Source organism: Marinomonas ostreistagni (assembly GCF_016888445.1).
Taxonomy (GTDB): domain Bacteria; phylum Pseudomonadota; class Gammaproteobacteria; order Pseudomonadales; family Marinomonadaceae; genus Marinomonas; species Marinomonas ostreistagni.
The window spans coordinates 300,430-322,668 of sequence record NZ_JAFEKF010000004.1 but is presented as its reverse complement, the minus strand read 5'-3'; the positions used below and the strand labels follow the sequence as shown (position 1 = coordinate 322,668).

Here is a 22,239-nt window from a genome sequence, read left to right as displayed (position 1 = left end):
TGTCGTAAGACGACGCGTCGAACGTGTAAGTACCATCGCTGTTGAAGGTTAGGCCTGTAGCCGTTGAGGTCGTGCTGAACGTCAGGCTTGCACCGGCTGGTAGATCCACATCCGACGCCGTAACCGTACCAGATACGCTCGCATCCTCTTGCACCGCTGCCGTCGCTGCTGTCGCAACTGGCGCATCGTTCGTGCCATTGATCGTAACAGTGACAGAGTTTTGAGTGCCGTCTGCAGACGTAACCGTAAAGGTTTCAGTTAATGTATCGCCCTCGCCCAATGATTGAACGGCGTCTAAATCATTATCTAGGGTGTAGGTCCAAGCACCGTTGGTAGCGATCGAAAAGCTACCGTAGTTACCTGCTGTACCCGTTTGTGCTGCAAACGTTTCCTCACCTGCATCCACATCATCAATGGTCAAAATACCACTCGTCGTCAACGCAGCATCTTCGGTAACTTCACCCGCATCAACACCATCACCTGTACCAAAGGTTGGTACGTCGTTGGTACCATTGATAGTTATCGTAACCGTGCTTGCTGTGCCGTCTGAGGAAGTAACTGTAAAGGTCTCAGTTAGTGTATCTCCCTCACCTAACTCTTGAACTGCATCTAAGTCGTTATTTAGATCATAAGTCCATACACCTGCAGCATTGATATTAAATGTACCGAAATCACCAGCTGTGTTTGTTTGTGCATTGAAAGATTCATCACCAGCATCAGGATCATCAATGGTTAATGCTCCTCCGGTACTAAGAATCGTATCCTCGGTAACAGCACCTTCACCAGGGCCAGCAATAGCTGCTGCGGTATTTAGCAACACTGGATCATTTTCTTCAGGCGCTTCAATTGCCGATTCGGTGCCCACCGCTTGTGTATCAAAACCAAACTCTGGTGTTGCACTGGCATCGGTACGTTCGATATCCACGGCGGTGATCGCACCACCATCGGCAGCGGCTTCTTCACCCGCTGCAGGCGCTTCTTGGACTAAGGTAGGGTCTTGTCCTTCTAAGATGGCTTGTTGTAGGGCAGCAATATCGGTGGCGTTATCAGCAGGGTCTATATCTTGTGGGGTGTCGTCGCTGGCATTGTCGACGCTTGCAAAGTTAAATACTTGCTCGTCGATTTCAACAGCTGCCAAGCTTGAGACAAAAATTTCGGTACCATCAGTAAATCCAATCGTGGCACTGCCTTCAGCAGCGGCAACAACTGTCTCACCAAAATAAATCGGGTCGCCTAAGCTTAAAACACGCTCTTGGCCGTCAATGGATTGAACGCTTACGGTCCCTGATAGCTGTGATACAAAGCCAACAGGATTGCCTAGTGTTGCAAAAGATTGGATATCGCTCATGATGGTTCCCTACTATGAAATTTACGCTATCTTGAAAGTTAGACCAGTGTCCCGCAACTTACTATTGTACCAAGGTACATATGAGCCACTTTTTTGACACAAATTGCCTTCATAATGGCGAGTCTTTATAATGCAGCGCTTCCAAACGCAGCGCCCAGACATGCAAGGTGTCACGCTTCATTGCTGCTCAATCTCATCCAACCATATAGGGTATTCATGACTGATACATTAAGAAGAGAGTGGTTCTCAAACATACGTGGTGACGTCTTGTCCGGAACAGTCGTAGCGTTAGCGTTGATTCCTGAGGCAATTGCGTTTTCGATCATTGCTGGCGTCGACCCTAAAGTCGGCTTGTATGCGTCTTTTTGTATTGCCGTGATCATTTCCTTTTTGGGTGGCCGCCCAGGCATGATCTCAGCCGCGACCGGTGCGATGGCCTTGTTGATGGTGACTCTGGTAAAAGAGCACGGTCTTGAGTATCTGCTCGCCGCCAGTTTGCTCTGTGGTGTGTTTCAAATAGCAGCAGGCTATCTAAGACTCGGTGGATTGATGCGGTTTGTGTCCCGCTCAGTCGTAACGGGCTTTGTTAATGCCCTCGCTATCCTTATTTTTATGGCCCAGCTGCCAGAACTGACCAATGTTACGTGGCATGTGTATGCCATGACAGCCGCAGGTCTTGGTATCATTTACCTATTCCCTTATCTACCGGTTATCGGTAAAGCACTACCCAGCCCGCTGGTATGTATTGTTGCGCTAACCGCTTTTGCCATGACGATCGGTTTAGACATTCGTACCGTGGGTGATATGGGTGAGCTGCCTGACTCCTTGCCTATCTTCTTATGGCCTAATGTACCACTAAATCTTGAAACCCTAATGATCATCTTACCTTACTCGCTTGGTCTGGCTGTGGTGGGTCTACTTGAATCTATGATGACAGCCACGATCGTCGATGATCTAACGGATACTACGAGTAATCGTGACCGTGAGTGTAAAGGCCAAGGCGTTGCCAACATTGGTTCAAGCCTACTCGGCGGTATGGCAGGTTGTGCCATGATTGGTCAATCAGTTATCAACATCAAATCAGGCGGTCGTGGTCGACTATCGACGTTTGTCGCCGGTGTATTTTTGTTGATCATGGTGGTGTTCCTAGATGACCTTATCAGTCAAATCCCGATGGCCGCACTGGTCGCGGTGATGATCATGGTATCCATTGGTACATTCTCTTGGGAATCGATTGTCAATCTGAAGCATCACCCGATGTCGACCAACATTGTTATGCTAGCCACAGTGGCTATCGTGGTTGCGACACACAACTTGGCTTTAGGTGTGTTTGCCGGTGTATTACTGGCGTCACTGTTCTTTGCTAATAAGATGGGACGTTTTATGGTGGTTAAAACAGAACCGATTGAGCAAGGCATTACCTACCAAGTGGTTGGCCAAGTGTTCTTCGCTTCGACTGAGAAATTTGTCGATTCGTTTGACTTTAAACAAGCCGTTTCACATGTGACGATTGACCTAACTCATGCTCATTTCTGGGACATCACCTCAGTCGGCGCGTTAGACAAAGTCGTGATCAAATTCCGCCGTGAAGGTGCTACAGTGGACGTCATTGGCATGAACGAAGCCACAGCAACGGTAGTGGATAAGTTTGGAGTCCACAACAAACCTGAAGAAGCCGATAAGCTGCTAAGCGGCCATTAAGGAGAGACGCACATGAAAAATGTTATCGCATGCATCGATGGCTCTAAATTGACGCAAAATGTTTTGAGCGCCTCTGCGTGGGCGGCTGAACGCATGCAAGCACCGCTGGTGCTGCTACATGCGCTCGAAAAAAGCTCATCAAACGAACAGGATTTGTCTGGCACCATCGGTCTTGGCAGTCGTGAGCATTTATTGGAAGAGCTCACTGAGCTTGACGAGAAGCGTGCCAAGCTTGCCCTAGAGCACGGTAAAGTACTGCTGGAATACGCACAAGCTTTCGTTGCTGATAAAGGCCTTGAGACGTCGCAACTACAACGTCATGGTAACTTTGTCGAAACGCTGACAGATCTATCAGACGATGCGCGCCTTTATGTCGTTGGCAAACAAGGCACCGGACACCTCGACAGCGATGTCATTGGTTCCAACCTTGAAAGCGCTGCACGCTCACTGCATCAGCCGCTACTGGTTGTGTCGGATGAGTTCAAAACGCCACAAAGCTTTATGGTGGCTTATGATGGTCGCGAAACCGCCAAAGTGGCACTGGAGCGCATCGCTCAAAGCCCACTTCTAAAAGGTATTCCGTGTCACTTAGTCATGGTAAAACGTGACAAAGCTAACGAAGCAGTAGAACTGGACCAAGCGCGTGCCAAGCTTGTCGATCTGGGCTTCGAAGTCGAAGCTAAGCTGATCGAAGGCGACGACATTCAAGCAGCTTTGTTAAGCTATCAGCGTGCCAATCAAATCGATTTGATCGCCATGGGCGCTTACGCACACTCTAAAGTGCGTCAATTCTTTGTCGGCAGCAACACCACTAAAATGCTGACCAAATGCCAAGTGCCAGTGATTATCCTGCGCTAAGCATTACGACAAGACGATGGCCGCTCGTAACTTCGAGCGGCCAAATTTGCTCATCTTTTCAAAATCAGCCTTAAGCACTGGCACGTACTGACACTCCACCAGCGCCACCCCTTCCTCAAAATCTGGATCGTGCACATAGATATGTTGCTCATCGTAGCCTGTTACTACGACCCAATGAGGCGATTTTTTACCATCCAAGCGATAAGTACTGATTAAGACAATCACCCATGCTTTGCGATCCACTGCCGCGATCACATCCGCAATACTGAGTGGATCAGAATGCACGACTAGGCCACTCGCGTCGCTTTCACGTTGAAACTTAGCATGACACGCGAGCAACACGGTCTTCTTCAGCTCGTCTCTAACACCGTCCATAAACAGCGGCTGATCATCATTAAGCCAGACTTCAGCTTGCAATCCGCGACGCTGAGCCGCCAAGCCCAATCCAGTAGGATGACAACCACCGTGACCACTGGTCATATAGATAGTGGTCGCTTCGCGCCAAATATCCAGCTCTTGCTCAAGGTCTACCGCTTGCTGCTCATCTTTCGCTGCCAGCACCATCAACAAAGAAGCTGGCCCGCAAGTAAACGGCGTGCGTTGGCCTACGTACGGTACTTGCAATAAGCGGCTTTGATCATCAAACGCGCGAATGCGTTTATGCATCCGCACCGCATTACTGTGGTCTTCATAATAACCTTTATAGACACCAAACGGCCGGTAACCCGCCTTTTGATAGAGACTAATGGCGGTTTTGTTGAACTCATTAACCTCAAGGCGCAGTGAAATACAGCCATGCTTAGCGGCTTGACGCTCAGCCTCTGCCAACAAATCTTTGCCAACGCCCTTTCCACGCGCTTGCGCCGAGACGGCCAACGAATACAAGCGCGCATGAGCTCGCCCTTTAAAAAGGTGCACCAATGCATAGCCCAACAAGGCATTGTTGACATCAAACGCCACCAGCATCACCGATGCATCAGACTTAATCGCATGACGCAGACTGCGGCGACTCATACGATCGCCCTTAAAGGCGTCTTTTTCTAGCGCATCAAGCGCATCCAAATCAGCAAGTTGCGCTAAGCGCAATTGGAACTCAACAGCCATACAAATAAGGCCCTCAAGCCTTGTAAAAGAGAGGAATACAAAACGCTGATTCTAGGGCTAAACTTAGAAAAAAAATAGTCGTCGACGATAAGAAAATATTGCTTGTGAGTACTTCCACAAGCCTTAAATAAAGCGCACTATTGGCGACATAACTACGCCCTATTAGAAGGATTTTTCTATGGCACAAACCTACATCGTCGTTGACCAGAAGAAAGACTGGTCAGCCTTCGTCGCCAGCGATCATGTGATCACTTTTCCTGAGTATCTATCGCTTACCACCAAAACCAGTGAACGCGTGCGCATTATTAATTTGTGCAAGAGTAGTCGCTATCTGTCGGATGGCTATTATTGCTCGTTACTGGCTGAAAGCCGTGGCCACAATGTCATGCCATCCGTACGCACACTCAATGACCTGAACAAGAAAGCGTTATACGACATTGAGCTGTCTCAGTGGTTGCCGACTGTTGCGCAAAAACTTGGTACGCCTGCTGAACCGACAACGATTAAAGGCCATGCTATTTTTGGCAACGCCTTAACGCCAGAGCTCAAAGACTTCACGCGCAAGCTGTTTGAAAAATTCCCCACGCCAGTGATCGAGTTCAGCTTGGTGTTTAAAAAACAGTGGCAGGTCAAATCCCTAAAAGCTGTTTCTCACCATGCACTCAATGACGAAGAAGAAACCTTGTTCGCCGAAGCGCTAGATGGTTTTAGTAATAAGGTGTGGAGCAAAGGCCGCAAGAGCCGCAGCGTGAAGTTCGACTTAGCTATGCTAGTCAATCCAGAAGAAGAGCTACCGCCGAGCGACAAGCAAGCGCTGAAAAAATTTGTACAAGCCGGCAAACAGCTTGGCATTCAAGTGGACATGATTGGCCCTAAGGACATCGTACGCTTACCTGAGTACGAAGGTTTATTTATTCGTGAGACCACCAACATCGACCATCACACTTATCAGTTTGCCAAAAAAGCCGAAGCAAACGGTCTGGTCGTGATGGACGATCCACAGTCGATTATGCGTTGTACTAACAAAGTCTACCTAGCCGACTTGTTTAACACCCATAAGGTACCGAGCCCGAAAACACGCATTATTCATAAAGGCGAAGCCAATATTGAAGACACGCTTGAGCAGGCGATCAGCTACCCGATGGTGGTTAAGATTCCCGATGGGGCGTTTTCAAAAGGCGTACTAAAAGCCCAAGACCGAGCGGAACTAAGTAACTGCCTAGCCGAGCTCTTTAAAAAATCGAGCTTACTGTTAGTACAAGAATACCTCTACACGGAATTTGATTGGCGTATTGGCATTCTTAACAACAAACCGCTTTATGCCTGCCGCTATTACATGGTCAAAAACCACTGGCAAATCTACCAGCATGGCGAGTCAAAAAGTGAAAGCGGCGGCTTTGACACCTTACCAACCTTCGAAGTGCCACGACGCGTACTACAAGCCGCTATCGCAGCTACCAAACCGATCGGCAACGGCCTTTATGGCGTCGACGTAAAAGAAGTAAAAGGTCGCGGCTATGTTATCGAAGTGAACGATAACCCGAGCATTGACCGCGGAGTGGAAGACAAGTACCTAGGCGATGAGTTGTACATGCAAGTCATGTCAGAGTTTTTACGCCGCATGCAGCAAAAACGCATGGACTAAACCAATCAAGGGCAGAGTACGCTCTGCCCTTTTCTGCTTAAAGAGCCGTGTATTTAATCCTCACTGCTAAGCTCGAGTGCAAGCTCCCAGCTCTTAATAAAGCGACGCTGTTTAATCAAGTCTCGGCCAACCAACAATTGTTGGTCCAAATCTACCGTACGAATGGTCCGCGTCGGACCCAGCGGAAATGCCACCTCGTCGCTAGCTTGACGTTGTCCATGTATCGGATACAGCAACTCTTCTGAGCGCATCAATGCTTGCCCAGCATCGGACAATAAAAAGTCAAGAAACGCCCCTGCTTCGTCTCGGTTGGGCGCATTTTTAGGGATCAAAGCCGTACGCATCAACATTAAAGTATAGTCTTGTGGAATCACCATTTCTAATGCAGGGTCTTGTTTAGCTCGCTGCGCCGCATAAGAGCCCAATAAGTTATACCCCAGCAATAGCTTGCCGCTGGCCACATCATCAATTATATCGCTTGAACAACAATAGGTGCGTACCTGATGGCTACCAAAGGCTTCTAAAATCCGCCCCCACGTGGCATCTGCCTGACGCGCATCTTGGCTCGCCAGCAAATAGCCAACCCCACTTTGACGAATATCATAAGTACCGAGTTTGCCCGTAACCGAGTCATCGTACTGGCGAATATAACTGAGCATTTCTTGACGATCCCGTGGCACCTCACGCTCAGCAAAGGCGTTTTTATTCACCATCATCACCACTGGCTCATACGAAAACGCAAACACTTCATCGCGCCACTTCGCATGGCTTGGCAAGCGCTCCGTCTCATCCGACTGATAGACCTGCGTGTAGCCATCATTAACGAGCTTCAACTGCAGATCCATAGCACTGCTAAGCACCAAACTCGCTCGAGGCGCGTCACTTTCCGACACAGTGCGATAATAAAGTTCCTGAGTATTTACATCCACATAGCCAATGCGAATATCTGGATGACGCCCTACAAAGCGCTCGAGCAGTGGCCGAAACGACGACATATCCAAGGTCGAATGAATATAAAGCTGTCGCGGCGCACTGGCCTCACCAAACCATAAAGTCTCAGCAGCTTGAATAGGAAACGACAAACAACACAGTAGCATTAACAAACGGGCTTTCATCATTGCTCTCCCATCATTTCATACACTGGAAAGTCTACTATCACAGTCGTGCCCTGAGGTTGCGTATCTTGAAGTTGGATCGACGCCTTATGGTAATCGGCAATATCTTTCACCATGGATAAGCCCACGCCAGAGCCTGTTATGTCATAGCGGCCGCGATAAAAACGCTCAAACACGCGCTCTTTGTCGATATCCGAAATACCCACACCATAATCGATCACTTCCACACGATAAATATTGGGCCGCGGCACAATGCGCACGACCACCTCATGTGGTGTGGAACTTTCTTCAAGCAGACTGTAGCGCACTGCATTTTCAATCAGGTTCTGCATCATCTGCTCGATGGCCATGGTATCGCCCACGATCGTCGCCGACTCCACTTCTTGCTCAAACGACAGCATGACGCCCTTACGAAAGGCCGCCAACGCTTGAGCGCGACACGATTCTTGGAGCGGCTGCACCAAATCGATCAAGCCCATATTTTGCGACTGTAAACGATGGCTCACGACCGCTTGGTTTAATAGAAAGTTAACCGTGTCGCTAAGCGCTTCGCATTGGCCGATGATCTTTTCAAGGGCGGCACGCTGCTCTTCAGGTTTACCAATGTCGCGGGCGTTTTCTGCCAAAGCCTTTAAGCTCGCAATCGGCGTACGTAATTGATGCGCCGCATTGCTGGTATAATTTTCAAGCTCAGCCAAGTTGGTTTGTAAGCGCTCCATAAAGTGGTTAATCACCATTTTAAGGTGGTAAGTTTCACGAGGGGTTTTGAGTGTTAGCGGCGTTAAATCGCCAGGGGTGCGATCTTCAAGTTGCTGCTCGATACGATGCAGCGGCCTTAACACCAGCTGACTACCAATAACGATTAACACAATCGACACCAATGCCACTAGCGCAATGAGATGCACCGCTCGCTGTGTGATCGAGGTTGCCATCGCTTCGCGAGATAAGCGTGTATGTGCCACCACGATACGTACCGTACCGCTAGCATCGGGCTCCGTCATATAGCGTTCAAGCCATGCAAAACGCATGATCTCACCGGAATAACGACGGTCAAAAAACTGCACCGTTCCCTGCTCCACTGGCAACAACGGCGACGCATCAAGATCATGATAACCGGTAATAAAACCTTGATCTGAGCTTTCTACTTTATAAAACACCCGATCATCACTGGCCTGAGCCAATGTTGCAAAGGCTGACCAAGGAATATCAACACTGATTTCGCCTTGGCTTTGCCCCACATTTTCATCAATCTGCAGTAAGGCACTACGCAGTAGGCGATCATAGGAGATATCCGCCAAGCGCTCACTGTAATCAAACACCAGCTTGATCGCGATCATGGCAATCAAGCCTATCGTAAACGCCCCAACCACAATAAAACGCCCGCGCAGCGAGGGCGAATGCACGTAGTCTAAGGAGTCTTCAAGAACGCTTCTCGGCTGAGGAGATCTCCGCCACATAACCAATGCCTCGTAATGTACTGATCACCAAATCACTGCCGGCTAATTTTTTGCGTAAGCGTGCGACATACAACTCAATAGCATTTGGCCCTGGAGTCTCATCGAAGTTAAATAGATGCTCAGTGATATCATCTTTACTTAACACGCGCCCTAAATGCCCTAAAAAGATTTCCAGCAAGCGAAACTCACGGTTAGTGACAGCGGTCACTTGCTGATTAACCAGCACCTGCCTCGCATCACGGTCCACCGTAATGTTACCGTGCTCGGTCACATTGGAAGCGTAGCCTTGCTTGCGACGCAATAGCGCCCGACAACGGGCCTCTAATTCACCAAAATCAAACGGCTTCGTTAGATAATCATCCGCCCCTGCATCCAATAAGCGAATACGATCATCTACTTGATCACGAGCGGTTAACACCAGTACCGGTGTCGCGTCTTCGCGCTGTCGTAAGCCTTGCAATATCTGTAGGCCCGACACATTGGGCAGGTTAAGATCCAAAATAATCAGATCGACACTTTGATAACGTAAAAAGTCCTGAGCTTGTTTGCCGTCTTGGATCAAATCCGCCCCGTGGCCCATACTGGACAGACGCTCACACACCGCCTGCCCCAACACTTCAGTATCTTCTACGACCAAAATTCGCATGACCTTTCCTTACCTAAGACTCAAACAAAACAAGTCCGAGCGGTGGTGACCGCCCGGACTTGTAAATGACAGTGTTCGCAGTTTAGCAAAGACTTAGTCAGTCAAACCATCTTTTGAACGTTTCATTTTGGCACGTAGCACCTTACCAAATACCATCGGTAGGATTAGACCCGCTGCCGCTACAGCCCAAAGACCAATACTCAAGCCGCTGCCAATAAGGATCGACCAGTCGCCATCAGATAACACTAGCGCATGACGAAGGTTCTTCTCCATTTCAGGCCCTAACAGCATACCCAAAATGACTGGCACCAGTGGAATCTCGATCTTACGTAGTACGTAACCCATGATGCCAAAGCCAACCATGAAGTACAGATCCAGTGTGCTACCTGTGATTGAGTAAATACCCACCGACGCAATCAAGGTAACGATTGGCATCAGATACTTAGGTGGAATGCTCAACAACTTCACAAACACACCGATCATCGGCACGTTTAATAGCAGCAATACCAAGTTACCCACGAACAATGCCGCAATCACACCCCACACAAGATCAGGGCTTTGTTGGAACAACATCGGACCTGGGTTGATGTTCAAAGAAATCAACATCGCTAGCAATACTGCCGTAGTACCACTACCTGGAACACCTAGTGTCAGCATTGGCACCAAGGCACCCGAGGCGGCACCGTTGTTACCGGCTTCTGGTGCTGCAACGCCACGAGGATCACCTTTACCAAACTCGCCTTTGTCCGACACACGCTTCTCAAGTGTGTAGCTGACAAAACTACCCAATGAGGCACCAGCACCCGGCAATACGCCCGATACGAAACCTAAAAACGCACCACGTAATGACGCAGGCATAATAAACAGAATGTCTTTCATCGACAGCTTAAGCTTGTTAAGCGCCACTTGCTTAAGACCATCACCTGCATGTTGCTCAAGGAAGAAGAACAACTCAGAGATAGCGAACAAACCAACGATCGCAATCAAGAAGTCGATGCCTTCGAACAGGTGCAAATGGTCGTAAGTGTAACGTTGCACACCAGAAGACAAATCGATACCAACCGTGGCAATCATCAGACCTAAGGCCGCCGCAATCAGTGTCTTAAACTGGTTCTTACCCGTGATACCACCCAGAGTGGCGAACGCTAGCGCAAATAAAGCGAAGTATTCAGCCGGACCAAACTTCAGTGCGAACCCCGCCAAAATCGGCGCCAAGATCACCAAGCCTACTGTCGCGAAAAAGCTACCGATAAAAGAAGCAATCGCAGACGTTGCCAAGGCTTCAGCCGCCTTGCCTTTGAGCGCCATAGGGTGACCATCTAAACAGGTCATCATGGCTGGCTCATCGCCCGGAATATTCAGCAAAATCGAAGAAATACGACCGCCATACATCGCCCCTGCGTAAACAGAGGTTAACAAAATCAAAGAAGACGTCGGTGTCAGACCCAAGCTAAACGCTAAGGGGATCAAGATCGCCACACCATTGGCAGGACCAAGCCCCGGTAAAGCACCAATTAAGGTACCTAAGATCGCACCGATTAGAGCAAACATAAGGCTTTCAGGGGATAGTGCAACCGCAAAGCCTTGCATCAATAATTCAATAGTTCCCATAACTTACAGCCTTAAAATATGCCAGAAGGTAATGCTAATTCGAGAACGCGCGTAAACAGTACATAGATCACAACCGAGGTAATCACACCTGTTAAAAGACTCTTCAAAGGTGTCGCGCCCATTCTCCAACACAAGAATGCTACAGCAGGTGTCGCCGCCAAGATAAAGCCGGCGTACTCAAGTGCGAAGGCAAACGCCATCAACACCAAACATACAACCGCTAACTCAAGCAGCATCGACAATGCTGGCCACTTAGCATTTTCATCAGGCTTGATGATCATATAGATCGCACCAATACCTAATAGAATCGACAACAAAATGGGGAATGTTTCAGGGCCAACTGTTTCTTGGCCGCCAAAAGGCACAGGGAATTGCGTTGCTTCATAGCCATACGTCACAGCCAAAATAAGCAATAGCACCCCAAACACACGATCGTTCATACGCATGTACGGCTCCAAATATTACAAAGGGAAAACGGAGGGAGCGGACGCTCCCTCAAAGCCGATCTAATTAACGAATCAGACCGATATCTTTAGATAGAGTTTGAATGTTCAGCGTTTGATTCTGAACAAACTCAGTGAACTCAGCACCAGAGCGGTGGAATGGCATCAGACCATTTTTGGTCATCACATCTTTCCATTCTTGAGTTTCGTATAGCTCATTAACAGTATTGACCCACCAGTCGTAAGAATCTTGGCTGGCATCACCAGGCACGTAGAAACCACGCCAGTTTGGTGCAATCGAGCTAACGCCCTGCTCCAATGCTGTTGGGATTTGATCGTATGGCTCAGGTAGACGCTGTTCTGACAAAACCGCTAAAACACGCAAGTCACCAGAATCCATAAAGCCTTTGATTTCAGACACGTCGCCCGTGAACGCATCCACGTGACCACCTACAACTTGAACCAACGCTTCCGAACCACCGCTGTACGCTAGGTAACGAATTTTAGGCAGTTTTTCGTTGGCAACTTGTGCTTCTTTAGCAGTGATCAACACTTTAAGATGATCCCAGCCGCCTGAGGCACTACCACCAGCGAATTTAACAGAACCTGGATTCTCTTTGATCGCTTCGATCATTTGTGCAAGTGAGGTGTATTCAGAATCTTTACCTACGGCGATAACACCGTAGTCAGCGCCCAGCGTACCGACCCATTTTACTTGGTCAGCATTCATACCTGGGAATTGGCCTTGCGCCAAACGTGTTGTGGTAGCAGTACTTGCAGCGACGATTAGAGACTCGTCTTCAGCACGCTTACTCACGGTGTGAGCAAATGCAACACCACCGCCTGCGCCTGGCATGTTGACGGTTTGTACATTGCCTTTGATGTAATCTAGGTCAGTTAACACTTTACCGACACTACGACAAGTAAAGTCCCAACCACCACCTGGGTTTGCTGGCGCGATACACTCAGCGCTGCGCGCTGGCTCGTAAGCGTAAGCTTGACCAGCAACCGTTAATGCTGCGGTACCCGCGATAAGTACAGACTTTACTGACATGGTTTTAAGCATGATTTTATCTCCTGCTTTTATTGTTTTTGTAGTTGGATATAAAAGGACGTTTACGTCGAGGCAACTTCCTATACCGACAACATACTCCGCTAACCTGTCATGACCCTGTCATTAAACTTTTTTTTTTGCACAAAACTTAAAAAACCCTGCTCACCGACACGATGAGCAGGGTTTTATTGACAATAAAGAGTACTTGATGAAGTGCTAAGCGACGCTTTGCTGAATAAAACGCGGTGTACTCTGTAAGAATGACTCCATTTCCGCCATGCCATTTGGCTGGTCAACTTTTACCCCAAGATCACGCATGGTGCTGCCTAAAGCGTGCAAGGTACGGAACAAGTTGTGCTCACGACATTGCTCGCCCATCTGCCCAATACGCACAATTGGCTGGCCAAACGAACCTGCAATCTCAACACGGTAGGTTTCAGAGATATGCGCACAAATCTGCTTCGCCGTGAGTCCTTCTGGAATGCTGATGCCGACGACTGAATTAAGGCGTGCTTCTGGCTCAATAAACAGCTCCAGCCCCATACCTTCGATGCCTGCTTGCAACGCTTTCGAGCAACGCAAGTGACGCGCAAAGCGTTGTTCAAGGGTTTCTTCGCAAACCAATTTAAGCGCTTCATGTAACGCCATAATGCCCGATACTGGCGCCGTGTAATGATAGCCATCACGATGCCAGAAGTTTTCAGCGAGCTTCACGTCAAAGCACCAATGGGTCAGCGGTGTGGTGCGCTGTTCAATGGCGTGCCAAGCATCATCAGAAAAAGCGACCAGTGACACACCAGGGATCGAAGACAAACCTTTTTGGCCACCCGTGATCACCACATCCACTTGCCATTCATCCATTTTCAGCGGCATGGTACTGAGCGTACAGACAGCGTCTACGACGACTAAACAGCCGTATTCTTTGGCAATCGCCGCGATGTCTTTAAGGGTGTAGTTGCACACGGTGTTAGATGTTTCGCCCTGCACCATACTGATAACTTTTGGACGCACCTGCTCGATGGCCTTACGCACGCGATCTGGATTAGCTGCTTCATGTACAGGAATGTGTAACTCATGCACATCCGCTCCGACACGGCTCGCCATTTCAGCCATACGATGACTAAAGAAACCATTGTTAAGGCATAAAATCTTTTCACCTGGCTGCAGTAAATTCACGGCGGTCATTTCCATCGCGGCGGAGGCAGGTCCCGCGACACCCAACACCCATTTGGATTGAGTCTGGAAAACATAACGCGCCATGCGTTTTACTTGATCAATGACGGTCGCCATTGTACCGCCCAAATGGTTGATGACTACCGAATTGGCTTTAGCAACACGCTCTGGGATCGGCACAGGGCCAGCGCCCATCATGAGCAATGGCTCTTGAGGAAGAATGTCGTACAGCGATTGTAGTTGTGGGACGGGAATACCCGTTGAAGAATCCATATTTGCCTGCCTTTAAATATGATTGTTAAAAATTCCATCTCCACTGCCTTAGAAAACAAGCCCCAAATTTAGCCGTTATACAGAATAAAACTCGGTAAAAAAGCGTTTTCCAAAACAATATTCTGAAATCATACTGTAATCTTGCGCCATATGAGAGTCTAGATTTTGAAAAGAGTCGAATCCTCCACAACTCTTTCGCAAACCCATATAACCGACCAGATGAGCAAATCATTGCCAGTGAAATTCGCTCCCTTAAATAGACTCTTAGCCTGCAAAGCATTGCACCAATAAGGTGCACACACTGCTTTTATACGGATTCCTCCCTGCAGAAGCCGCCTACCGCTCTCACCTTTTAGGCTTTTTCAACAGCAGCAATCCGAAACCCGTCTACACTCGTAAGAAGCCTAGTACGACAAGGCTTTGAAGGAAGGTTGCTGTCATAAAATTGTGTTGAAAAATACGCATACTGTTAGCATCTCGATCTTGGCTTTCAGGGGTTTGGCAAGGTAATTGCTATTAATATCACTGAGCTGGGTAAGAGGAAGTCAACGAACAGGCAACATGACCACATAATTATTAAAAGGAGGTAACGGTGTCCCAGATACGATTTGGGCCATCTGTAAAATGATGTCGACTTTATTAGTATTTACCGACCTAGATGGAACACTTTTAGATCATTTCACCTATGACTATGCGCCAGCAGAAGGTGCATTGAACGATTTAAAAACACTTGGGATTCCTTGTATTCTCAATACAAGTAAAACCTACGCAGAGCTTCTGGAGTTGCGACAAGCACTGGGCAATCATGACCCATTTATCGTGGAAAATGGTGCCGCAGTATACATTCCAAAGCACTCTTCGCTCGGTAACGCCTGTTCTCTTCCTTGCCAAGGCGACTTTTACATTAAAAGCTTTGGCCCTCATCGCGAGGAGCTTATTCAGCTCATTTCTGACTTTAAACAGCGCTATGATTTCACCTGTTATTCGGATTTATCGGCGGCGCAATTGGCCCAATTTACAGGGCTTGAGATTGCAACCGCTGAATTATCTTTACAGCGATCTTTCACAGAACCTCTCATTTGGAATGATTCCAACCAAGCTTTACATCAACTTAGGGACGAACTTGAACAATACGGTGTCAAAGCGCAAAAAGGTGGACGCTTTGTCCACTTAATGGGGCAACACTGTGACAAGGCCGTCGCCATGGCTTGGCTCGCCGAACAATACGAGCTTAGTATCGGCGGAGCGGTTACTTGCATCGCTTTAGGCGATGGTGAAAACGATGTCAGCATGATTGGCAGCGCCAACATCCCCGTGGTAGTGCGCTCGCCAACTCATGTTCCGCCAGAAATCCCTGGCCGAACGGATGTCTGGATCACCGATTCCTATGGCCCTAAGGGCTGGAATGAAGCCATCACTAAAGCACTCGTAAATCATGGATATGTTTAGAAGCTACTACGCAACAACGCGTCAATGATTAGATACGGAGATTCACAATGGGCGATTTTTCTCAAAACGGTATTATTACTACCCTGCATAACCTTTCACAGCGTTCTTTAGAAGACCTAGAGCGCGAGCTGTGTGAGTTCTCAGACAAGCGCCCTATGGCATTGATCCTGCCTTGCCTCTACTCAGAGCTGCAAACGGATGCCATGCCCAATATCATTAACCACCTAAAAAAAGTTCCCTATCTATCCGAGATCATTATCGGATTAGATCGCGCAACAGAAGAAGAGTATCGCCACGCACTGCAGTTCTTCTCCGAGCTGCCGCAAAAGCACCATGTACTGTGGAACGACGGCCCACGCCTTAAAGACATCGATGAAAAACTTAAAAACGAAGGCCTATCGCCATGCGACCCAGGTAAAGGTCGTAATGTATGGTTTTGCATGGGTTACACACTAGGAGCCACCAATGCGGAAGCCATCGCCATGCACGACTGTGACATCGTCACCTATGACCGCAGTCTGTTAGCTCGCTTGATCTACCCTGTGGCGAACCCAAACTTCAACTATGAGTTTTGTAAGGGCTACTACTCACGAGTCGCCAACGGCAAAATGAACGGCCGTGTTAATCGCCTATTAGTCGCGCCACTGCTGTTCTCTTTGAAAAAAGTACTTGGTCACAATGATTACCTTAACTACCTAGATAGCTTCCGCTATGCCCTAGCGGGCGAGTTCTCATTCCGCCGTGATGTCATGACCGACATTCGTATCCCTTGTGATTGGGGCTTAGAGGTTGGCGTGCTCAGCGAAATGTACCGTAACTTCGCCAACAACCGCCTATGCCAAGTGGACATTGCCGATGCCTACGATCACAAACACCAAGATTTATCAGCGGATGACGAAGACGCTGGTTTGTCAAAAATGTCGATCGATATCAGCAAAGCGATCTTTCGCAAGCTGGCCACCAATGGAGTGGTATTTGACCAAGAGACCTTCCGCACCATTAAAGCTACCTATTATCGCGCCGCGCTAGACTTCATCGAAATGTACCACAATGATGCCGAGATCAATGGCCTTAAACTGGATGTGCATTCAGAAGAAAAAGCGGTTGAATTGTTTGCTAGCAATTTAATGAAAGCAGGCACCAATTACCTTGATAACACCATTGCGGCACCTTTTATTCCGAGATGGAACCGCATCGAGAGTGCGTTCCCAGAGGTGATGCAGCAAATGCAGCAAGCCGTAGCAGAAGACATGGCTGAATTCGGCCCCAATGCATAAACGATGATTGAGTGATTATTCAGTCATTACTGTGAATAAGGGAGACTAAGATGGAAGTAGAGGCTCATTCCCAACTCGAACAACGATTGATCTGTCACATCCAAATGCTCTACCCGCATTTGGATGCTGGCGAATTTGCTCGAACCTGTATGACAACGTTTGGCTTGGATGGTAGCGAACCTTCTCCAAGTCCCCACAGAAACCTGTGGGATCAGACTGATGTCATGCTTATTACTTACGCTGATACATTGCGCAGCGAAGATGAAGCACCATTGGAGACGCTGCACCAATTCGTAAAAACGAAATTGGCTGATAGCATCTCGGCGGTGCACTTATTGCCATTTTTCCCCTACAGCTCAGACGATGGTTTTAGTGTGATGGATTACACCGAGGTGAATCCGAAAAATGGCCAATGGCAAGATGTCAGCAACCTTTCCAAAGACTTTAAAGTCATGGGCGACTTAGTCATCAATCACTGCTCAAGCCGCAGTCGTTGGTTTGAAAACTTCAAAGCCGGCATTGAGCCGGGTGCCAGTTACTTTTACGAAGCCGACCCAAGTGCTGACTTAAGCAACGTAGTGCGCCCGCGCACATCGCCTTTACTACGTGAAGTACAAACTAAGCAAGGCACCAAGTATGTCTGGTGTACGTTCAGTCACGATCAAATTGATTTGGACTTTGAAAACCCAAAAGTCTTACTCGAATTTTTAGGTATTATTCGCTTGTACCTTGAAAAAGGCATTCGCTGGTTCCGTTTAGACGCTGTTGCGTTTCTCTGGAAAACCCCCGGCACTAAGTGTATTAACTTACCTAATACCCACGAAATGATCCGCCTGTTGCGTCTAATGATCGAACATTATGCACCGGATGCCGTCATCATCACCGAAACAAACATTCCTAACCGCGAAAACCTAACCTACTTCGGTAACGCTAACGAAGCCCATTTGGTCTATAACTTCTCGTTGCCACCGCTACTCATCAATACCCTCGTATCGGGCAGCTGCGACCACTTAAAAAACTGGCTAATGCATATGCCACCAGCGCAAGACGGTACCACTTACTTAAACTTTGTCGCCTCGCATGATGGCGTTGGCCTGCGCCCTACCGAAGGGCTCTTAAGCGAATGGGAGTTGGAAAACTTAGTCAATACGATGAAACGCTTCGGCGCCAAAATCAGTTCGCGTACCACTGAAACCGGCGAAGCTAAACCCTATGAGATCAATATTAGCCTGTGGGATGCGCTGGCGGGATCGGTCGCTAAGGGGCCAGATGAGTGGCAATACGCACGCTTTATCTGTGCTGCAGCCATTCAATTAGCCCTAGAAGGTCTACCTGCATTTTACATTCACTCACTATTTGGTACGCGCAATGACAATGAACGAGTGGATAACACCGGTCAACCACGCTCCATCAACCGCCATATTTGGCAAATGGATGACTTAAAACACAAGCTAAACGGCCCTGGGCATCATAAAAAAGTGTTTGATCGCATGCGTGAGCTGATACAAATTCGTCGCGCACAACCAGCATTTCACCCCAATGCCACGCAGTACATCTTGCACACAGGGGACAAACTGTTCGCCTTTTGGCGCCAGAGCCTAGATCGCCGTCAAAGCCTGTTTGCGGTGTACAACATCAGCGACGAGCCGCAAAGCTTTAACCTATCCGAGCTTAACTTATTTGCAACGGAAGACTGGACGGATCTCGTAACAGGACAAAAGTACGAAGACCGTTTGGCGCAAGTTAAACTGATGCCTTATCAATTTTTATGGCTGGCTAACAAGACAGGTAAACCAGGCAAATAAAGCCATCCTCACCCCTAGATACCGCCCCGTTAAGGGGTGGTATCTTCAACATCTTCGGCGATAAAGCCACCGCTCTGATGGGCCCAAAGCTTGGCATAAATACCGTTGTGAGCGATCAGTTCCGCGTGAGAGCCTTGCTCAATAACAGCCCCTTTGTCCAACACGATCAGACGATCCATCGCGGCGATGGTCGATAAGCGGTGCGCAATGGCGATCACAGTTTTGCCTTGCATGAGGCGATACAGGCTTTCTTGAATCGCGGTTTCCACCTCCGAATCCAGCGCTGAGGTGGCCTCATCCAGAATTAAGATCGGTGCATCTTTTAGCAATACTCGCGCAATAGCGATACGCTGACGCTGTCCGCCTGAGAGCTTGATACCACGTTCCCCTACCATGGCATCATAACCCGTGTTGCCGTAAGGATCGGTTAATTGCATGATAAAATCGTGCGCTTCGGCTTTTTTCGCTGCTGCGATCATGTCTTCATCCGGGGCATCCGGGCGCCCGTACAACAAGTTTTCACGCACGGTACGATGCAGTAGTGACGTATCTTGAGTGACCATGCCGATGTGCTCACGCAAGGTTTCTTGTTGCACTTGGCTAATATCTTGGCCATCCACACGAATCGCGCCACGCTCGACATCATGAAAACGCAGCAGCAAGTTAACAATGGTCGATTTACCGGCACCAGAGCGCCCCACTAAGCCCACCTTTTCGCCAGGCTTGATCATGAGATTAAGTTGCTCGATCACTTTTAGATCGTCTTTGCCATAATGGAAATCGACCTGGTCGAATTCAATGGCCCCCTGCTCAACCTTCAGCGGCTCAGCCTGCTCTTCATCTTGAATGGTAAGTGGCTTAGACAGTGTTTTCATACCGTCTGCTACCATGCCAATGTTTTCAAACAGCGCACTGACTTCCCACATGATCCATTGAGACATACCATTAAGTCGCAGTGCCAAGCTGACCGCAATGGCAATCGCTCCGACGCTAATAGCACTGCCTAGCCAAAGACCAATCGCCACCGCCGCGATCACGAAAGCGAGCAAATAGTTCAAGCTCTGCACACAGAAGTTTAAGCCGGTGACCATACGCATTTGCTTGTGCACGGTGCCTAAGAAGCCATTCATCGACTCTTTGGCGTATTCGACTTCGTGCTTGTGATGGGCAAAGAGCTTTACCGTGGCAATATTGGTGTAACTATCAACCACGCGCCCAGTCATATTGGACCGAGCATCGGCTTGCTCCTCCGAAATCTTTTTAAGGCGCGGCACAAAATAAAATTGAATCGCTACATAACCGATTAGCCAGCCAAACATTGGCAACACCAGACGAAAATCTGCCTGAGCAATCAACACCAGCATCGAAATAAAGTACACCAAGATGTACATCAATACGTCGAGTAGTTTCATCACGGTTTCACGCACCGCCAGTGAGGTTTGCATGACCTTGGTGGCAACACGACCCGCAAAATCGTCTTGGAAAAAGCCGACACTTTGGCGCAGCACATAGCGGTGAGCCAGCCAGCGAATGCGCATTGGATAATTACCCAGTAAGGTTTGATGGACAATCGCCGAATGCAAAAAGGTCACTAATGGCATAGCGACCAAGACCATCAACGACATGGCTATTAAGCGCCCAGACTCTTCGCTTAAAAACGTATCAGGGTCTTTGGTCACGAGCCAATCCACCAGCTGCCCCATAAAACTAAACAGCACCACTTCAAGTATCGCGATCGTCGCGGTCAATAGCGACATCAGAATCAGTGGCACCTCCGCCCCTTTAGAATAATAGCGACAAAAGGCAAATAGGGTTTTAGGTGATTGCTTTGGGTCTATATCAGGGTAAGCCGATAGCCAACGTTCAAATAGTTTTAACATAACGCTCTTGATAAATTTGCGGTCAATAAATGGGCTCTAGTGAATCATACTCGCCAGCAGATCACTATTATTTCGATTAGGCTAAGTGGCGAATTTAGCTGTCTTTCCTCAATTATTCGTATCAACTCAACGGCATATGACTATAATTGATGACATCAACTAATCACATTCTCATTCGCGCATTCGGAGTCTTATGCAGCTTACGCTACCCATCATTTTGGTATTGGGTCTATTATCCGCTTTAACCCCTCTCGCCATCGACGCCTACTTACCTAGCTTCCCAGCGATCGCCGATGATCTAAACCAAGAAATCAGTACGGTGCAGCTGACCTTAAGCACCTACCTTCTAGTGTTTGCAGGCTTCCAGATTCTATATGGTCCGATTTCAGACGCTGTTGGTCGTCGCAAAGTCATCGTTTTTGGCTTAACAGGATTTATTGCGGGCTGCTTGATTTGTGCCTTTGCCGATAGTTTCACCCAACTCATGACGGGGCGTGTAGTTCAGGCCATCGGTGGCGCAGCCGTGGCGGTCACCGTGCCAGCGCTGGTTAAAGATAACCTCACCACCAATCAATTTGCTAAAGCCATGTCGATGGTGATGTTGGTGATGGCATTGGCGCCATTGGTCGCTCCCATTCTGGGTGGGGCCATTTTGGTAGCCTTCAATTGGCATGCGATTTTTGTCTTTTTGATCCTGTTGTCTTTGTTAAGCATCGTATTGTTTTTACGCACGATCCCTGAAACCTTGCCTCCTGAAAAGCGTACGCCTTTATCGTTACGTAACTCGATCCGCAATTATATTAAACTTGCGAAAGATCCCATCGTGATGGGCTACATCAGCGCAGGATCATTACACTTTGCCGGCATGATGTGTTTTGTTACGGGCGCGTCCTTTGTCTATATCGAGTTATACGGCGTCGAAGAAGGCTTATTTGGCTTCCTATTTGGCCTCAATGTCTTAACCATGATGGCCGCGACCACCATCAACGGTCGCTTTGTCGAAAAACTAGGCATCGATACCTTGATGCGTTACGCCATGGCGGTCTTACTGATTGATGTAACCTGCTTGGTCATCATGTGCTTTATGGAGCACCCTCCGCTGGCAGCGATTGTATTGGGCTTAATGTTTTTCACCGGTCCTATTGGCATTTTAGGCAGTGGCACCATGGGTGGGGCGATGCGGCGCGCCGGATCGTTAAACGGTAGTGTTGCCGCCCTAGCTGGTTTGATTCGCTTTTCACTGGGCGCGTTTGCAGGAATTATATTAAGTGCCATTCACAACGGTACTTATATGCCCATGTTAGGTATTATGGCGTTTTGTGGCTTCTCAACGTACACCATTTATCGTTTCGTACGACGCTTGGAAGCCAAGTACCCATCCACTTCTGCACAGGACTAAG

The 22,239-nt window shown here is 48.4% G+C and carries 17 protein-coding genes; 7 read left to right on the top strand and 10 right to left on the bottom strand.

All coding sequences use genetic code 11. The features are described 5' to 3' along the window. Positions 1–1,348: retention module-containing protein (locus tag JQX58_RS12905; RefSeq protein ID WP_204147271.1), on the bottom strand; the 1,348-nt coding region annotated here is incomplete at its 3' end. A 216-nt stretch (positions 1,349–1,564) separates the two neighbouring features. Here JQX58_RS12905 and JQX58_RS12900 point away from each other — a divergent pair. Then, on the top strand, positions 1,565–3,049 hold the full coding sequence (locus tag JQX58_RS12900; RefSeq protein ID WP_204147270.1) for a SulP family inorganic anion transporter: 1,485 nt from the start codon (positions 1,565–1,567) through the stop codon (positions 3,047–3,049). 12 nt (positions 3,050–3,061) lie between these two features. Continuing rightward, positions 3,062–3,907 carry a universal stress protein gene (locus tag JQX58_RS12895; RefSeq protein WP_204147269.1) on the top strand — a complete coding sequence of 282 codons (846 nt, stop codon included), beginning with the start codon at positions 3,062–3,064 and terminating at the stop codon, positions 3,905–3,907. Between the two features lie 3 nt (positions 3,908–3,910). Here the strand turns inward: JQX58_RS12895 and JQX58_RS12890 are convergent, their stop codons facing one another. After that, positions 3,911–5,011, bottom strand: a complete 1,101-nt coding sequence (locus tag JQX58_RS12890) for a GNAT family N-acetyltransferase/peptidase C39 family protein (protein WP_204147268.1) — start codon at positions 5,009–5,011, stop codon at positions 3,911–3,913. A 178-nt stretch (positions 5,012–5,189) separates the two neighbouring features. Here JQX58_RS12890 and JQX58_RS12885 point away from each other — a divergent pair, with 178 nt between their 5' ends. After that, positions 5,190–6,656 (top strand): RimK family protein, encoded by a 1,467-nt coding sequence (locus tag JQX58_RS12885; RefSeq protein WP_204147267.1) that lies wholly within the window; start codon positions 5,190–5,192, stop codon positions 6,654–6,656. A 53-nt stretch (positions 6,657–6,709) separates the two neighbouring features. Here the strand turns inward: JQX58_RS12885 and JQX58_RS12880 are convergent, their stop codons facing one another. From JQX58_RS12880 to JQX58_RS12850, 7 genes are all read right to left on the bottom strand, one after another. Continuing rightward, positions 6,710–7,774 (bottom strand): ABC transporter substrate-binding protein, encoded by a 1,065-nt coding sequence (locus JQX58_RS12880; protein WP_239090343.1) that lies wholly within the window; start codon positions 7,772–7,774, stop codon positions 6,710–6,712. Beyond that, positions 7,771–9,228 carry a sensor histidine kinase gene (locus JQX58_RS12875; RefSeq protein ID WP_204147266.1) on the bottom strand — a complete coding sequence of 486 codons (1,458 nt, stop codon included), beginning with the start codon at positions 9,226–9,228 and terminating at the stop codon, positions 7,771–7,773. The genes JQX58_RS12880 and JQX58_RS12875 overlap by 4 nt, the downstream gene beginning before the upstream one ends. Beyond that, positions 9,191–9,874, bottom strand: coding sequence for a response regulator transcription factor (locus JQX58_RS12870; RefSeq protein ID WP_204147265.1), 684 nt, complete (start codon positions 9,872–9,874; stop codon positions 9,191–9,193). The genes JQX58_RS12875 and JQX58_RS12870 overlap by 38 nt, the downstream gene beginning before the upstream one ends. Before the next feature lie 93 nt (positions 9,875–9,967). Further along, positions 9,968–11,485, bottom strand: coding sequence for a tripartite tricarboxylate transporter permease (locus tag JQX58_RS12865; RefSeq protein WP_204147264.1), 1,518 nt, complete (start codon positions 11,483–11,485; stop codon positions 9,968–9,970). 11 nt (positions 11,486–11,496) lie between these two features. Next, positions 11,497–11,931: a tripartite tricarboxylate transporter TctB family protein gene (locus JQX58_RS12860; protein WP_204147263.1), complete on the bottom strand. Its 435-nt coding sequence runs from the start codon at positions 11,929–11,931 to the stop codon at positions 11,497–11,499. A gap of 64 nt (positions 11,932–11,995) precedes the next feature. Next, entirely contained in the window at positions 11,996–12,994 is a 999-nt protein-coding gene (locus JQX58_RS12855; RefSeq protein ID WP_204147262.1) for a Bug family tripartite tricarboxylate transporter substrate binding protein, read from the bottom strand. 204 nt (positions 12,995–13,198) lie between these two features. Then, positions 13,199–14,428 carry a pyridoxal-phosphate-dependent aminotransferase family protein gene (locus JQX58_RS12850; protein WP_204147261.1) on the bottom strand — a complete coding sequence of 410 codons (1,230 nt, stop codon included), beginning with the start codon at positions 14,426–14,428 and terminating at the stop codon, positions 13,199–13,201. Positions 14,429–15,052: 624 nt separating this feature from the next. Between JQX58_RS12850 and JQX58_RS12845 the strand changes: the two genes are divergently transcribed. The 3 genes from JQX58_RS12845 to JQX58_RS12835 are packed head-to-tail and all read left to right on the top strand — an operon-like array spanning position 15,053 to position 18,959. Beyond that, the gene (locus JQX58_RS12845; protein ID WP_239090342.1) at positions 15,053–15,877 is read left to right on the top strand and encodes an HAD-IIB family hydrolase; all 825 of its coding nucleotides are present in this window, start codon (positions 15,053–15,055) and stop codon (positions 15,875–15,877) included. A gap of 47 nt (positions 15,878–15,924) precedes the next feature. Continuing rightward, positions 15,925–17,154: a glycosyltransferase family protein gene (locus tag JQX58_RS12840; RefSeq protein ID WP_204147260.1), complete on the top strand. Its 1,230-nt coding sequence runs from the start codon at positions 15,925–15,927 to the stop codon at positions 17,152–17,154. Between the two features lie 50 nt (positions 17,155–17,204). After that, positions 17,205–18,959 (top strand): alpha-amylase family glycosyl hydrolase, encoded by a 1,755-nt coding sequence (locus JQX58_RS12835; RefSeq protein WP_204147259.1) that lies wholly within the window; start codon positions 17,205–17,207, stop codon positions 18,957–18,959. Positions 18,960–18,988: 29 nt separating this feature from the next. Here JQX58_RS12835 and JQX58_RS12830 read toward each other — a convergent pair whose 3' ends face one another. After that, positions 18,989–20,839: an ABC transporter ATP-binding protein gene (locus JQX58_RS12830; protein ID WP_204147258.1), complete on the bottom strand. Its 1,851-nt coding sequence runs from the start codon at positions 20,837–20,839 to the stop codon at positions 18,989–18,991. A gap of 193 nt (positions 20,840–21,032) precedes the next feature. Here JQX58_RS12830 and JQX58_RS12825 point away from each other — a divergent pair, with 193 nt between their 5' ends. After that, on the top strand, positions 21,033–22,238 hold the full coding sequence (locus JQX58_RS12825; RefSeq protein WP_204147257.1) for a Bcr/CflA family multidrug efflux MFS transporter: 1,206 nt from the start codon (positions 21,033–21,035) through the stop codon (positions 22,236–22,238). Position 22,239 lies beyond the last annotated feature (1 nt).

Bases quoted from the DNA above. Each gene is read 5' to 3' on its own strand.
- JQX58_RS12900 (WP_204147270.1), top strand. From the start codon at position 1,565: ATGACTGATACATTAAGAAGAGAGTGGTTCTCAAACATACGTGGTGAC.
- JQX58_RS12895 (WP_204147269.1), top strand. From the start codon at position 3,062: ATGAAAAATGTTATCGCATGCATCGATGGCTCTAAATTGACGCAAAAT.
- JQX58_RS12890 (WP_204147268.1), bottom strand. From the start codon at position 5,011: ATGGCTGTTGAGTTCCAATTGCGCTTAGCGCAACTTGCTGATTTGGAT.
- JQX58_RS12885 (WP_204147267.1), top strand. From the start codon at position 5,190: ATGGCACAAACCTACATCGTCGTTGACCAGAAGAAAGACTGGTCAGCC.
- JQX58_RS12880 (WP_239090343.1), bottom strand. From the start codon at position 7,774: ATGATGAAAGCCCGTTTGTTAATGCTACTGTGTTGTTTGTCGTTTCCT.
- JQX58_RS12875 (WP_204147266.1), bottom strand. From the start codon at position 9,228: ATGTGGCGGAGATCTCCTCAGCCGAGAAGCGTTCTTGAAGACTCCTTA.
- JQX58_RS12870 (WP_204147265.1), bottom strand. From the start codon at position 9,874: ATGCGAATTTTGGTCGTAGAAGATACTGAAGTGTTGGGGCAGGCGGTG.
- JQX58_RS12865 (WP_204147264.1), bottom strand. From the start codon at position 11,485: ATGGGAACTATTGAATTATTGATGCAAGGCTTTGCGGTTGCACTATCC.
- JQX58_RS12860 (WP_204147263.1), bottom strand. From the start codon at position 11,931: ATGCGTATGAACGATCGTGTGTTTGGGGTGCTATTGCTTATTTTGGCT.
- JQX58_RS12855 (WP_204147262.1), bottom strand. From the start codon at position 12,994: ATGCTTAAAACCATGTCAGTAAAGTCTGTACTTATCGCGGGTACCGCA.
- JQX58_RS12850 (WP_204147261.1), bottom strand. From the start codon at position 14,428: ATGGATTCTTCAACGGGTATTCCCGTCCCACAACTACAATCGCTGTAC.
- JQX58_RS12845 (WP_239090342.1), top strand. From the start codon at position 15,053: ATGATGTCGACTTTATTAGTATTTACCGACCTAGATGGAACACTTTTA.
- JQX58_RS12840 (WP_204147260.1), top strand. From the start codon at position 15,925: ATGGGCGATTTTTCTCAAAACGGTATTATTACTACCCTGCATAACCTT.
- JQX58_RS12835 (WP_204147259.1), top strand. From the start codon at position 17,205: ATGGAAGTAGAGGCTCATTCCCAACTCGAACAACGATTGATCTGTCAC.
- JQX58_RS12830 (WP_204147258.1), bottom strand. From the start codon at position 20,839: ATGTTAAAACTATTTGAACGTTGGCTATCGGCTTACCCTGATATAGAC.
- JQX58_RS12825 (WP_204147257.1), top strand. From the start codon at position 21,033: ATGCAGCTTACGCTACCCATCATTTTGGTATTGGGTCTATTATCCGCT.